The organism is Methylibium sp. (assembly GCF_013817345.1).
Classification (GTDB): Bacteria; Pseudomonadota; Gammaproteobacteria; order Burkholderiales; family Burkholderiaceae_C; genus Methylibium.
On the sequence record NZ_JACDCW010000048.1, the window covers coordinates 1 to 12,478 of the forward strand.

Below are 12,478 nucleotides of genomic sequence, written 5' to 3' on the forward strand. Positions count from 1 at the left end.
GCCCCTCTTTCGCGGTTCATGCGCCGGTCTCGGGCAGCACGCCCTCGTTCCAGTGCAGCTTGCGGCGCAGCGTCGCGTAATAGCTCCAGCCGCGCGGATGCAGCACGCGCATGCGGTGCTCGCTGCGGCGAACGCAGATGCAGTCGCCGTTCAGCAAGCTCGCCAGGCTCTGGTGATCGAAGTTCACGATCGCTTCGCGGCCGGAGACGATCTCGATGCGCACCTCGCCGGTGTCGGGCAGCACGATCGGGCGGTTGGACAGCGCATGCGGCGCAATCGGCACCATCACCCAGCCGGCGATGCCGGGGTGCAGGATCGGCCCGCCGGCCGAAAGCGCATAGGCGGTCGAGCCGGTCGGCGAGGCGACGATCAGGCCGTCGGCACGGAAGTTGGCGACGAACTGTTCCTGCACATCGACACGCAGCTCCACCATGCTGGCGCTGGCCCCGCGGCTGACCACCACGTCGTTGACCGCGAAGCTTTCGTAGAGCGACTCGACGCCATGCGCCGACGGCCGTTTGACGCAGCCTTCGAGCAGCGTGCGGTGTTCTTCCTCGTAGTCGCCGGCAATCATCGGCGCCAGCGTTTCACGCAGTTCGCTGATAGAGATGTCGGTCATGAAACCCAGGCGACCCTGGTTGATGCCCATCAGCGGCAGGCCGTGGCGGGCCAGCATGCGGGCCGTGGCGATCATCGTGCCGTCGCCACCGACGACCACCACCAGATCGCACTGCGCTCCGATGGCGGCGGCGTCGAGGGCGCCATAGTCGGACAAACCGACCGCCAGCGCGGTGCCCGCGTCGAGCGAAACCTCCAGGCCCTGGCTGGTGAGGAACTCGGCCACATTGGCCAGCACCGCGCGGCTGCCCGGCGCCTGGTACTTGCCCACGAGGGCGGCGTGACGGAAGCGGCTCGCCATGGTCGAAGAATTACACCACAGGGTTCACGCCCGGCGCCGCGGACCAGCGGGGGCGCCAGCCCCCGCACCTACAATGAAACACCATGCTGGACGACCGCGCGAAGACGCTGCTGAAGACACTCGTTGAGCGCTACATCGCGGACGGCCAGCCGGTCGGCTCGCGCACCTTGTCGCGCGCGTCAGGCTTGGACTTGAGCCCCGCGACGATCCGCAACGTGATGGCCGATCTGGAAGAGCTCGGCCTCATCGCCAGCCCGCACACGAGCGCCGGGCGGATTCCCACCGCGCGCGGCTACCGGCTCTTCGTCGACACCATGCTCACCGCCCGGCCGCGCGAGCTCGGCCACCAGCATGCGCAGCACGAGCAACTGCGCGAGCAGTGGCAGCCCGACCAGCCGCAGCGGGTGATTACCCATGCGGCACAGGTGCTCAGCAACCTGTCGCAGTTCGTCGGCGTGGTCACTGCGCCGCGCAAGACCAGCGTGTTCCACCACATCGAGTTCCTCCGCCTGAGCGAGCGCCGCGTGCTCGTTATCCTGGTGGCCCCCGACGGCGACGTGCAGAACCGCGTGGTGTTCACGGCCCGCGATCATGCGCAAGGCGAGCTGATCGAGGCGAGCAACTATCTCAACGCGCACTACAGCGGACTCACCATGGAGGCCGTGCGAGAGCGACTCAAGACGGAAATCGAAGCGTTGCGCGGCGAGATCGCCACCCTGATGCAGGCGGCCATGAAACTCGGCAGCGAAGCCGAGGCCGGCAACACCGAGCAGCTCGTCGTCTCCGGCGAGCGCAACCTGCTGGCGGTTCAGGATTTCTCCAACGACATGGGCTCGCTGCGCAAGCTGTTCGATTTGTTCGAGCAGAAGACGCAGCTCATGCGCCTGCTCGACGTGAGCAGCCGCGCCGAGGGCGTGCGCATCTACATCGGCGGCGAAAGCCAGGTCGTGCCTTTCGAGGAACTCTCCATCGTCTCGGCGCCCTACGAGGTGGACGGGCAGGTGGTGGGCACGCTGGGCGTCATCGGGCCCACGCGCATGGCCTACGAGCGAATGATCCAGATCGTCGACATCACGTCGCGGCTGGTCGGCAATGCGCTGAGCCACAAATGAGGCGGCCGCGGGCGCGCTCCTAGAATCCGGGCGCGGGCCGTTAGCTCAGTCGGTTAGAGCAGAGGACTCATAATCCTTTGGTCGTTGGTTCGATCCCAACACGGCCTACCAAACAAAGCTTCTCAAATGGCCACGAATGACGAAAATCGCAGGTAGATCAACGACTTGAGGCTTTCTTCATGTGCGCATGCGACCGGGTAACGCCACTTGCAACCGAGCATTGACCGGGTAACAATTCGGGTAACTGGTCCGAAACGGCCGCAAGCGGAATCGAGTTACCCGGTATGGCAGCAACTGACACCCTCACCGACAAGGCAATCAAGGGCGAGCTGAAAGCGGCCATCAAAGCGGGCAAACCCAAGCGCGTCAGCGACGGCGGCGGGCTGTATCTGGAAGCCCGGCCGAGCGGGGCTGGCTGGTGGCGGTTGCGCTATTGGAGCGGCGGCAAAGAGGGCATGCTTAGCCTTGGCACCTACCCCGACGTACCGTTGAAGCTGGCACGCGAGCGGCGCGACCAAACCCGCCGATCGCTTGCGGCCGGTGCCGACCCGAGCGAGCAGCGTAAGGCCGACAAGGTGGCTCACGCGGCCAAGGCCGCAGCGGCGCGGCTGGCTGCCGCCGGACTTTCCGGCCCTGGCACGTTCGAGCATGCGGCACGCGAGTGGCACGCGCGCATGGCGCCAGGCTGGTCGCCTGCGCACGCCGGCAAGGTGCTCGCGCTGTTGGTGAACGACCTGTGTCCCTACATCGGCGCCCGGCCGCTGGCCGAGCTGACTGCACCCGAGCTGTTGATGCATGCGCGCCGTGTGGAGGCGAGGGGCGCTGTCGAAACCGCATACCGAGCCCTCAAAACCGCCGGTGCCGTGTTCCGCCACGGAGTGCAGGAGGGCTACTGCGAAAGCGACCCGACGCGTGACCTGAAGGACGCAATCATGCTGCCGGTGGCGAAGCATCGGGCCGCAATCACCGACCCCGCCAAACTCGGCGAGCTGCTGCGCGCGATCGACGCCTACCAAGGCACACCCGTCGTGCGGGCCGCGCTCGCGCTCGCGCCGCTGGTATTCCTGCGTCCCGGTGAACTGCGGCGGGCTGAGTGGGCGGAGTTCGATCTTGACGGCGCGACCTGGCTGATCCCCGCAGCTCGAATGAAGGGCCGACTGAAGGCGAAGCTGACCGGCGCGCCGCATGCCGTGCCGTTGGCGCCGCAGGCCGTGACGATCCTGCGCGAGCTGCGTCCGCTGACCGGCGCGGGCCGCTACGTGTTCCCGAACCCGTTGACACTCGACCGGCCGCTGTCGGACAACGGCGTGCTGTCTGCGCTGCGCCGCATGGGGTTTGCCAAGGATGAGATGACCGGACACGGATTCCGGGCCACTGCCCGCACGATAGCGGTCGAGCGGCTCGGCATCTCCCCCGAAGTGATCGAGGCGCAATTGGCGCACGCGGTGAGCGATGCGCTGGGCCGGGCCTACAACCGCACGCAGTACCTGGAGCAGCGGCGCGAAATGATGGCTAAGTGGGCCGACTACCTAGACCGGCTTCGCGATGGCGCGCGGGTTATCCCTATCGGCGGCAAGGCCGCATAAACCGGGAGGTTGGCACTATGCCGATAGTTCACAAGGACGGCCGCACGATGTCGGTCTCCAACTCGGCTCTGGCGCTTCTTGATGCCTAGAAAGGCTTGGCACACGACATCGCGCACGAGGCTCGTGAGATGCCCGCTCCTGCGGCGCAGCAGCATATAGCGGATAGGGCGCGCGAGGGCGACGACGATCATGAATGAAAAGAATTCGCCTCTGTGGGACATCTATGAAGTCGGCGCGGCTTTGGAACTGCCCCAGCATTGGGTGCATGAGCAGGTCAGGGCAGGAGCGTTCCCACAACCGCTCCAGCTTTCGCCGCTCTCATCCCGCCTTTGGCGCAGCGCTGCGGTCACGGACTGGATCGCTTGTCACGGTGATGAGATCGAACAAACCAAGAAGGTAATTCGCCTTCGAGTTGCCCCGACGTTTGAGCGTTCTGGAGGGCCGCCCCTTCCCCTTCAGGACCGCGATCGGCAAGTTCTTGAACGCATTGCCGCAGTGCTGTCTACAAGCAACTTGTGGGAGAGAAGGTTTCGACAGCATCTCCTTAGGGAACTCGCTGAGAACGATATTCGTCAGAGCCTTGATCGGAATGACGGACGGCGGGGCCGCCCGCTCGGCCTGGATGGTCCTCGGTACGAGAGAAGAATCGCCTCCCGAACGATGGAGATTAAGCGTCGCTTGGCATTGCTTAATCCTTTGCTTGCATCTACTCGAAAGGAGGGCGAGTTCGCGGTGATTGAGCACTACCGGACTTCCCGATCACTTACCGACGAGAAAGCCGCCCTCGCTTGGCTGGAGGAGCTGAATAGAAGAGCACCTGCCCGGCAAAGAAAGTCTGACTCTAGTCTTAGAAGTCTTTCAAAGCGTATGGCGCTGCGGCATCGTCAAGCGCGTCACCGAACGATCAAGTGCAATCGCTGCTGACCGTCAAAAGCGCCTCAAGGCGATGAGCATTTCGTACAGATTTTGGTGCTCCGCGTAACGCTCAAAACTTCCACCATGCGTGGGTCTAGCAACTACCACGCATGAGGCCAAGCATGACCGTTAAGGCTTTCCAGAATCCTGCAACCCATCCGCTACCTACCGACCTTGTGGACGTGGCGCTGATCGACGCCCCGACGTGCGCTGCTGCCGGCGACATGTCGGTGAGTTGGTGGCATCAACAAGTACGCACCGGACGCGCACCGGCCCCTGTGATACGAAAGCCGCGCTGTACCCGTTGGCGCCTTGCGGACGTGCGCGCGTACTGGAACGAGAGCGCAGCGCAGGCCGCCAGCGATACACGGACCGTCCAAGCGGTGATGGCGAAAGCCAAGAAGGCAAGTGAAGCCGCACAGGCGAAGCGCGCCGCCGCAACCGACGCTGCTGGGCAGTGATGGGGCGCCACGATGACAAGCCATCTTCACGCCCATGGGGCAGGCGCTACCACGCTCAAAAATGACGGAGCCCCCGGTTCACCACAAACCGGAGGCCCCAGGGATCCACAGACGCAAACCGATTCTGGCACCACTCGCGGCGGGTGCAAAGCCTTCGCCACGCTGCGCGCCGAGTTGGCCCTGCATGGCTACAGCCTGAGCCGCAGCAGTACCGACGATGGCCCGTTGCGCGAGCTGCGCGACCTGGCCGCCGTGGCTGCGTTCCTGAAGCAGATCGGCGGTGCTGCATGAGCGCCGAAACGATCATCAACGCCCTGCAGCCGTACAAGATCCGTCCGAACGGCCGTGACCGCTATCGCGCCATTTGCCCCTGCTGTGGCGAGCGCAATCCGAACACGCTCTCTGTCGGCGTGACGGCCGAGGGTGCGGTGCTCGTCCGGTGTTTCAAATTGCAGTGCAGCGTCGGCAGCATCTGCGCCGCACTCGGGCTGGAAGTTGCCGACCTGTTCCCGCCGCGCGAGAGTCAAGGCGCGCCGCTGCAACGGCGCCGACTTATCTCGCCAGCGCAGGCACTCGACCTGCTGCACGACGAGTCACAGCTCGTCGCTGTGGTTGCGGCGAACATCGGGCACGGCACCTCGATCGACGATGAAGACCGCGCCCGCGTATTGCAAGCCGCCGGCCGCATCGCCTACCTGCGCGCCGAGGTGCTCGCATGACGGCGCGCGATGTGATCGACAGCGCAGTGGCTGCTGCTGGCGGGGCTGACGAGGTAATCAAGCGGCTGGCCGCCGATGGCGTAACCCTCGTCTGCGGCTCCGACTTGAAGCCCGTTCCGATCGAATGGCTGTGGGCGTACTGGCTCGCGCTGGGCAAGCTGCACATACTCGCTGGCCCCCCTGGTCAGGGCAAGACCACGATAGCCATTGCCAGCGGCGCAAACGTGACGATCGGCGGCTGCTGGCCCGATGGCTCGCGGTGCGCCATCGGCAATGTGCTTTTTTGGTCGGCCGAAGACGACCCGGCCGATACGCTGCTGCCGCGCTTCCTCGCTGCCGGCGGTGATCCGGCGCGGTTGCATTTCGTCATCGGCGCTCGTATTGCAGGCGAGCAGCTGCCGTTCGATCCAGCGCGAGACATGGTGCAACTGACCGAGGCCGCGCTGCGCATAGGCAACGTGCGCTTGATGATCGTTGACCCGGTGGTTTCGGCTGTGACTGGCGACTCGCACAAGAACACGGAAGTCCGCCGTGCGCTGCAGCCCTTGGTTGATCTGGCGTCGAATCTGCATGCGGCGGTGCTCGGCATCTCGCACTTCTCCAAGGGCACCGGCGGGCGCGACCCCACCGAACGGGTGACGGGTTCGGTTGCATTCGGTGCGGTGGCTCGTGTGGTCATGGTCGCATCGAAGGTCAAGGGCGAAGACGGCAACGAGGATCGCCGAATCTTTGCGCGAGCCAAGTCCAACATCGGCCCGGACGATGGCGGCTTCGAGTACAGCCTGGAGCAAGTCGAGGCCCTACCGGGCATCTCGGCTTCTCGGGTTCGATGGGGCCAAGCGATCGAGGGCACTGCTCGCGAGCTGTTGACGGATGCCGAGGCAAACGACAGCGACGGCCAGTCCGCGAAGGACTCTGCCGAAAATTTCCTGCGCGAGTTGCTGAGCGCACCTACTCCGACCAAGACTGTGCAGGCCGAAGCGAGGCAGGCCGGCCACTCCTGGGCAACCGTGCGCCGTGCAGCCGATGCGCTGGTGGTGATCCGCCGCAAGGCCGGGATGGGCGAAGGCTGGTATTGGTCGCTGCCCGAAGGTGCTCAGAAAACATCGAAGGTGCTCACAGAAAGTAGTGGGCACCTTCGGGAAGAAGTGAGCACCTTCGGCGGCTCCGGGCAATCGGATGAAGACCATCAAGGCGATGCCGAGGTATTCGAATGACGCTGCTCGCCGCCTTGATCGACGCGGGCCTGACTCTGCGCGCGGACGACAACCGGCTGATAGTCACCCCGGCGGCGCTGCTGACGGAAGACCTGCGCAGCCTAATCCGCCAGCACAAGACCGAACTGCTCGACAGCGTCGCCCGTGGCCTGGCCGCCGATCGTCCCTACCGCCTGACGCCTGTGCAAGGCGACCGCTGCCATGCAGGCGGCTGGGACGATGCCGAGATGGCGACCTTCACAGCGCGTCAGGCTCTGATGCTGGGGGCAGGCCACGGGAGCACCGACGCCGAAGACCTGGCGGAGCGGCTGACGCTGCGTGACCGCGACGCAGACGACCGGCGCGCTTGCATCGAATGCCGCCACTACCACCGGGCTCGCTGTGGAAACCGCGAAGCGGCAGGCTTGCATTCGCAGGAGGTGGGCCGCGGCCTAGCGGCGCTGTTGCAGCGGTGCCCAGGGTTCGTCTTGAAAGAACAGGAGAAGTACAAGTGAAACAGGGACGATGGAAAGCCGGGCAGTCCGGCAACCCGAGGGGCCGGCCCGCCGGGTCTGGTGAGGTTGCGAAGTTTCGCGCTGCCATCGCTGAGCAAGTGCCGGCGCTCATCGAGAAGCTGCTGGCCCGCGCAATAGAGGGCGACGTAGGAGCCGCCCGCCTTTTGCTGGAGCGTACGGTGCCTCCGATCCGGGCAACCGAGCAGGCAGCCCCGCTGGAACTCCCGGATGGGAGCCTCACGGAGCAAGGCCGAGCAGTTCTGAATGCTGCGGCGTCTGGCGATCTTTCGCCCGGTCAGGCCGCGCAGCTCCTTGCCGGGCTGGCAGCACTTGCCAAGTTGATCGAAACCGATGAACTTGCCGCACGCATTGCGGCATTGGAAGGAGAGCGCCATGGTGGCCAGAGCAGATAGCGTCCGCACGCGGCTGGAGCGTTTGGAACAGCAGGCAGACCTAGCCGATACCCGCTCGATCTACGAGTACAGCGACGAAGAGCTGACGCGGTTGATCAGCGCCGCAGAGGTCAGGATGGGCCGCTCTCCCGTGAAAACCGAAGAAGACATGAGTCGCTATCTCGAAGCGTTCCAGGCAGCACAGCAGGAGGCACCCGGCCATGGCAACACTTGAGCATCGGATCACGGCCCTGGAGTCCGTGAGAGCCGAGCACGATAGTCAACCGTTGCTGATCGTCAGCTTGTGTTCTGGCGACGATGCTCGGATCGGTGAAGTTGGAGACGGCCGTTACTTCCGCAGTGCTGAGGAGTCGCTCGCCTCGTTTAGGTCGCGGTTGGAGGATGAGGCGCGCGCGCGGGGCGGCGCCCTTATTGTGATCAAGTCGCGCGAAGCTGGCCCGTCACCTGCGGTGCCCACCAGGGGGTGATTTCGCATGGAATCACAGCGCGGGCCTTCTCTACTTCCGTTATGCAGGTTAGTGATCGCCGAAACCGTCTTCACTGCTCAAAAGCAGTAGCGCGCAACGTCAGCGCGCGGAAGGGTCAGAGGATCTCGCTTCATTTGCGCGCCGAACCGCGCCTGGCACTTAGCCCACTCGGCTAGTGTGGTGCGCTCGAAGTTTTTAAACCTATCGGCGCGGGCAATGTGGGCTTCACCGCGGACTGGTCCAGTACCGTGACGTCGCCGGGCGTCAACAGTCGGGAGGTCGATCTCTTCGTGTCGTCACCGGCAATTTCGTCGTGAAGTCTGCATTGCCTCGAGACCTGTCGGGACAGGAAATCCTTCGCGTGCGACGACTCCGGTTCTAAGGTCATGCATCGAGATCACTTCACCGGGATTCGCATGGATGGGTCCTCGGGAGTAGATGACGGAGGCGACCGTCTCGCTCATCCTCGTAAAGGTCACCGAGTGGCCTTCTAGGCGGTTCTGGCTATCGCCCATTACCTGTACTAGCAAGTCAGTCTTTACGCGCGGGACATTCGAGTCGCTGCCAATTCGATGCCACGATTGCCCTGGAGCATTCTTGACTAGCAACGTCGTGCCTTCGCGAGTGAAGACCAACCTGATGAAGACGGTCTTCGAGTATCGGGAGCCGGCCTCAGCGCCGGGTGTCGACAAAAGGCCTTCCCATGCACCGTCGACCTCCTTCCATCGGGCTAGGCACTCCTCGTATGCTGCTTGATCTTGCTTTGTCCAGATCGTGGTCGCGTAGCCAGAAGCGCATGAGAGAAAAATGCATGCGGCAAAGTACGCACGCAGGCGAGTAATTTCCATGCTCGGGTGTCGAAGCTTCAAAACCAGGGGCTGCTGAGCGTATCTCGGCGGTGATCTGCGCACGTCATGCTTAAGGCACGAGAGAACCGGACCCGCTTGGTCTTCGCGTGCATAGGCCATTACGAAGCGCGACTGGCAGCTTGGGGCCCAGTCCCGTACTCACAGTGTCGGCCACCAGCAGACACTCACTATAGATACGCGGAGGCATTTTGGGCGTGCATCCCGCGATTCGGGGTGCGTGAGCGAACGATCGGAACTGCAGTGGAGCTACCGTACGGTGCCGTACACCGCGGGCTTACAAGGGAGTCACGATGAAAAAGATTGCCGGAGCAATCGGCGTAGCGCTTGCGCTTGTCGCTGGATATGCCATTTGGGAACTCCGATGAAAACCACCATCTTAATGGCTGCGCTGTGCGCGTTCGTCAGTCTCGGGGCGCATGCGAAGGGCAAGGGCGGCTCGCAACGAGTGTTTGGCTACATCACGAAAAGCGGCATGTACGTGATCCCTCACAGAGCTACGAATTTCAACAGCACCAAGCCGGACAACTACTCGACCAAGGGCAACGTCAACCCGTACACCGGGAAGGTCGGAACGAAGGGACCCGTACGCATTCAAGCCGCAGAAGTGAAGCCAAAATAATCGGTAGGCATGGCGTCCGCTAGCCAAGGGCGATGACTAGCTGTGAAGCTTCAATACGTTGTATCTGTGGTTCACCCGGACTGAGCCTGGGAGACTGGAAGTCGCCAAACGCCTCGCCCTAAGGATGGGCCCTGAGCGCAGCGCCTCAGCGCCCGTGGGACGATCCCATTGCCCGGTCTGCAGCGTTGTCTGTCCCTCGAGGAACGGCTTCAATGCCGTTCGAGACCCCTGCGTGCCCACCGGCGCGATGCACCGCAGCAGGTCCTTGGCCGTCTTTACCTCCCGCCATTCGGCGTCTCCACTTCTTCTTCGGCATGCCCATTCGTAATGCAAAGCGCTGGATGATCGAACGGCGCCCGCTCGAAGCGAACGCGGTCATCGGTGAGCGCGAGAAGGAAGGCAACAAGGTCGTCCTGCTGCGCTTCCGACAGCCGGTTTTAAGACGGGTTGTACAAGCTAGCTGGAAAACAGCGTCAGCAGGCGTTGCAGGTAAGTTGACCTGGTCGGGTGAATCACAGGCAGTCCCGGCCTAAGAGTGGCGGGTGTCTTTAGAGGGCGATCGCCCCATACGCGACGAGAGACTGGGACAGGTTGCTTTTTCATGGCCAATCAACGATGCGTCACTTTCGGATGTAGCTCGAACAATATTGCATTGTTGGAGCAATGACGTAAGGATGCCCCCCTCGAAGGAGGGGGCGGATCAGCATTGCATGAACAAAGCACGCTGAAGTGGGCGCGTGGATAGCCTCATGCCTGAATCAGCAATAGAGCACTTACGATGCGCCTTCATGCCAGGCGTCTTGTGCTGCGACTACGAGGCATCGCCTTTGAACGGCATGAGAAATTTCTCACATCGAGACGTGTCTGGTTGGTGTCACCGCCCCTCGAACAAAGGGCGGCCCAGGAGCTTCGCTTCCGACCTCACGGTACCGTCATGCCTGGCGGTCCAAAAGACCGACAGGGTCGTGACTTTGCACACCTTCTCCATGAACGACCACTTGCGCTACGCTGTGCAGCCCCTCGCGATGCGTTCGACCACGCGCAGCCTGCGCCAGAACCACGTCCTCGAGGCGCTGCCCGACGATGTCTGGGAGCGGCTCTCGCCTTCGCTCGAACTGGTGCCGCTGGCCGCCGGCAAGCTGCTCCACGGTGCCGGCAGCGGCTTCGAGAACGTGTACTTCCCGACCCAGGCCGTGATTTCGCTGCAGTACGCCATGAAGAACGGCGACGCCTCCGAGGTCGCGCGCATCGGCTACGAGAGCGTGTGCGGCGTTTCGCTGCTGATGGGCGGCGACACCGCCCCCAGCCGGGCGATCGTGCAGCACCCGGGGTATGCCTTCCGCATCCGCGCCAGTGTTTTGCAACGTGAGTTCGACCTGGGCGGGGCGGTGAGCCGCCTCTTGCTGCGCAGTGCCCAGTGCCTGATCTGCCAGGCCGCGCAGACCGCCCTGTGCAACCGCCACCACCGCGTCGAGCAGCAGCTGTGCCGCTGGCTGCTGATCAGCCTGGACCGCGTGCCGGGCAACGAGCTCACGGTCACGCACGAGTGGATCGCCAACGCCTTGGGCGTGCGGCGCGAAAGCGTGACGCAGGCGATTCTCAAGCTGCGCAGCCAGGGCTGCATCACCAACGGCCGCAACAGCATCACGGTGCTGGACCATGCGGGGATCGAGGCCCGCTCGTGCGAGTGCTACAGCGCGATCAAGCACGAATGCGACCGGCTCGCGCCGGACCGCCCTGCTGTCGATCAGCGCGACCGCCCAGCCTTGCGCACCACAACCCACATGCACAGCTACGCGGATTGATGGCTGGGCCACTCCACGTATCGCGGCTGCCCACGCGTGCCGGGACAGAACCTCGGCTCGCCCAGCGCACTAGGGCAATGCTGATCAAGTCCTTCCCTGGCACGCCACCTGCATTGACATACGCATGAAGCGACAGACTGCACCCGCTGCCCGAGCTGCTGCACGGGAAGGAGCGCGTCTATGGCGACTGCGCGTACGCAGCGCAACACGCCTCGATCCAGGCCAAGGCACCGGGTGCACAGGACTTCACCAACAAGACGGTGCGCAAGGGCAGCGCCACCGAGGAGCTCGAGCGAATGGTCAACCGTGCGAAGTCCCACGTGCGTGCTCGCGTGGAGCACGTGTTCGGCGTCGTCAAGCGCCTGTGGGATACGGCAAGGTGCGCTACCGCGGCTTGGCCAAGAACGCCACGCGAGCGTTCGTAGCGACGAGCCTGGCCAATATCTTCCTGACGGCTGCGGCAGGCCGCTGCCGATCTGACGAACGGTGATCCACGCGTCGCGAGGCGGCGGCTGGTCGCTGAGGGCGTAAGGCTCGATGGTGCCGTGCCGGACACGCTCACGGTCTGCAGCCCGCTGAGACCGGGTCCCGTGACCGAAGCCGTCTGCGCGCCTGGCAAGCCGTCGAAAAAGTAGCCCTCGCCTTCGAGGAAGCCGAAGAGCAGATCGAGATTGGGATCGGTGGAGAAGAACTCCGCCGTCACCATGCCCGTCTGCATGGCGGGCAGCTCGAAGCTGAAGGTATCGACGAAGAAGGCGCTTTCCAGGTGGGTGGCCGTCAAGCCCGCCGAGAACGAGCCGTTGTCGGGCGTGAGTACCAGCGTTTGCGAGAGGTCCGCGCCGAAGGCGAGCGACAACGGCAGCGCGAGCGCTGCGGCCAGCG

Annotated in this window: 14 protein-coding genes, 1 tRNA gene and 1 pseudogene; 15 read left to right on the forward strand and 1 reads right to left on the reverse strand. The window is 64.0% G+C overall.

Annotated features, from left to right (window positions below; genetic code table 11):
- Positions 1–16: 16 nt before the first annotated feature.
- Entirely contained in the window at positions 17–919 is a 903-nt protein-coding gene (locus H0W40_RS10720; RefSeq protein ID WP_292446033.1) for an NAD kinase, read from the reverse strand.
- 83 nt (positions 920–1,002) lie between these two features.
- Between H0W40_RS10720 and hrcA the strand changes: the two genes are divergently transcribed.
- From hrcA to H0W40_RS10795, 15 genes and pseudogenes are all read left to right on the forward strand, one after another.
- The gene (gene hrcA / locus H0W40_RS10725) at positions 1,003–2,031 is read left to right on the forward strand and encodes a heat-inducible transcriptional repressor HrcA (RefSeq protein WP_292446035.1); all 1,029 of its coding nucleotides are present in this window, start codon (positions 1,003–1,005) and stop codon (positions 2,029–2,031) included.
- Positions 2,032–2,065: 34 nt separating this feature from the next.
- Positions 2,066–2,142, forward strand: a tRNA-Ile gene (locus H0W40_RS10730).
- Positions 2,143–2,315: 173 nt separating this feature from the next.
- Positions 2,316–3,617, forward strand: a complete 1,302-nt coding sequence (locus tag H0W40_RS10735; RefSeq protein ID WP_292446037.1) for a site-specific integrase — start codon at positions 2,316–2,318, stop codon at positions 3,615–3,617.
- A 189-nt stretch (positions 3,618–3,806) separates the two neighbouring features.
- Complete coding sequence (locus H0W40_RS10740) at positions 3,807–4,541, forward strand: hypothetical protein (RefSeq protein ID WP_292446039.1); 735 nt, start codon at positions 3,807–3,809, stop codon at positions 4,539–4,541.
- 113 nt (positions 4,542–4,654) lie between these two features.
- Complete coding sequence (locus tag H0W40_RS10745) at positions 4,655–4,993, forward strand: hypothetical protein (protein WP_292446041.1); 339 nt, start codon at positions 4,655–4,657, stop codon at positions 4,991–4,993.
- Positions 4,994–5,005: 12 nt separating this feature from the next.
- Positions 5,006–5,284: a hypothetical protein gene (locus H0W40_RS10750; RefSeq protein ID WP_292446043.1), complete on the forward strand. Its 279-nt coding sequence runs from the start codon at positions 5,006–5,008 to the stop codon at positions 5,282–5,284.
- Positions 5,281–5,712, forward strand: coding sequence for a hypothetical protein (locus H0W40_RS10755; protein WP_292446045.1), 432 nt, complete (start codon positions 5,281–5,283; stop codon positions 5,710–5,712). The genes H0W40_RS10750 and H0W40_RS10755 overlap by 4 nt, the downstream gene beginning before the upstream one ends.
- The gene (locus H0W40_RS10760) at positions 5,709–6,929 is read left to right on the forward strand and encodes an AAA family ATPase (RefSeq protein WP_292446046.1); all 1,221 of its coding nucleotides are present in this window, start codon (positions 5,709–5,711) and stop codon (positions 6,927–6,929) included. Before H0W40_RS10755 ends, H0W40_RS10760 begins: the two co-directional genes overlap by 4 nt.
- Positions 6,926–7,423, forward strand: a complete 498-nt coding sequence (locus tag H0W40_RS10765; RefSeq protein ID WP_292446048.1) for a hypothetical protein — start codon at positions 6,926–6,928, stop codon at positions 7,421–7,423. Before H0W40_RS10760 ends, H0W40_RS10765 begins: the two co-directional genes overlap by 4 nt.
- Entirely contained in the window at positions 7,420–7,836 is a 417-nt protein-coding gene (locus tag H0W40_RS10770; RefSeq protein ID WP_292446088.1) for a DUF5681 domain-containing protein, read from the forward strand. The genes H0W40_RS10765 and H0W40_RS10770 overlap by 4 nt, the downstream gene beginning before the upstream one ends.
- Positions 7,817–8,050, forward strand: coding sequence for a hypothetical protein (locus tag H0W40_RS10775; protein WP_292446050.1), 234 nt, complete (start codon positions 7,817–7,819; stop codon positions 8,048–8,050). The genes H0W40_RS10770 and H0W40_RS10775 overlap by 20 nt, the downstream gene beginning before the upstream one ends.
- Positions 8,051–9,533: 1,483 nt before the next feature.
- The gene (locus H0W40_RS10780; protein WP_292446051.1) at positions 9,534–9,791 is read left to right on the forward strand and encodes a hypothetical protein; all 258 of its coding nucleotides are present in this window, start codon (positions 9,534–9,536) and stop codon (positions 9,789–9,791) included.
- Between the two features lie 314 nt (positions 9,792–10,105).
- Complete coding sequence (locus H0W40_RS10785; RefSeq protein ID WP_292446053.1) at positions 10,106–10,324, forward strand: hypothetical protein; 219 nt, start codon at positions 10,106–10,108, stop codon at positions 10,322–10,324.
- Positions 10,325–10,777: 453 nt separating this feature from the next.
- The gene (locus H0W40_RS10790) at positions 10,778–11,596 is read left to right on the forward strand and encodes a Crp/Fnr family transcriptional regulator (protein ID WP_292446055.1); all 819 of its coding nucleotides are present in this window, start codon (positions 10,778–10,780) and stop codon (positions 11,594–11,596) included.
- 131 nt (positions 11,597–11,727) lie between these two features.
- A pseudogene (locus H0W40_RS10795) lies at positions 11,728–12,086 on the forward strand (transposase); the annotation flags it as partial.
- Between the last annotated feature and the right edge of the window lie 392 nt (positions 12,087–12,478).

Bases quoted from the DNA above. Each gene is read 5' to 3' on its own strand.
- H0W40_RS10775 (WP_292446050.1), top strand. From the start codon at position 7,817: ATGGTGGCCAGAGCAGATAGCGTCCGCACGCGGCTGGAGCGTTTGGAA.
- H0W40_RS10785 (WP_292446053.1), top strand. From the start codon at position 10,106: ATGCCCATTCGTAATGCAAAGCGCTGGATGATCGAACGGCGCCCGCTC.
- H0W40_RS10780 (WP_292446051.1), top strand. From the start codon at position 9,534: ATGAAAACCACCATCTTAATGGCTGCGCTGTGCGCGTTCGTCAGTCTC.
- H0W40_RS10745 (WP_292446041.1), top strand. From the start codon at position 4,655: ATGACCGTTAAGGCTTTCCAGAATCCTGCAACCCATCCGCTACCTACC.
- H0W40_RS10755 (WP_292446045.1), top strand. From the start codon at position 5,281: ATGAGCGCCGAAACGATCATCAACGCCCTGCAGCCGTACAAGATCCGT.
- H0W40_RS10740 (WP_292446039.1), top strand. From the start codon at position 3,807: ATGAATGAAAAGAATTCGCCTCTGTGGGACATCTATGAAGTCGGCGCG.
- H0W40_RS10760 (WP_292446046.1), top strand. From the start codon at position 5,709: ATGACGGCGCGCGATGTGATCGACAGCGCAGTGGCTGCTGCTGGCGGG.
- H0W40_RS10750 (WP_292446043.1), top strand. From the start codon at position 5,006: ATGACAAGCCATCTTCACGCCCATGGGGCAGGCGCTACCACGCTCAAA.
- hrcA (WP_292446035.1), top strand. From the start codon at position 1,003: ATGCTGGACGACCGCGCGAAGACGCTGCTGAAGACACTCGTTGAGCGC.
- H0W40_RS10765 (WP_292446048.1), top strand. From the start codon at position 6,926: ATGACGCTGCTCGCCGCCTTGATCGACGCGGGCCTGACTCTGCGCGCG.
- H0W40_RS10720 (WP_292446033.1), bottom strand. From the start codon at position 919: ATGGCGAGCCGCTTCCGTCACGCCGCCCTCGTGGGCAAGTACCAGGCG.
- H0W40_RS10735 (WP_292446037.1), top strand. From the start codon at position 2,316: ATGGCAGCAACTGACACCCTCACCGACAAGGCAATCAAGGGCGAGCTG.
- H0W40_RS10790 (WP_292446055.1), top strand. From the start codon at position 10,778: ATGAACGACCACTTGCGCTACGCTGTGCAGCCCCTCGCGATGCGTTCG.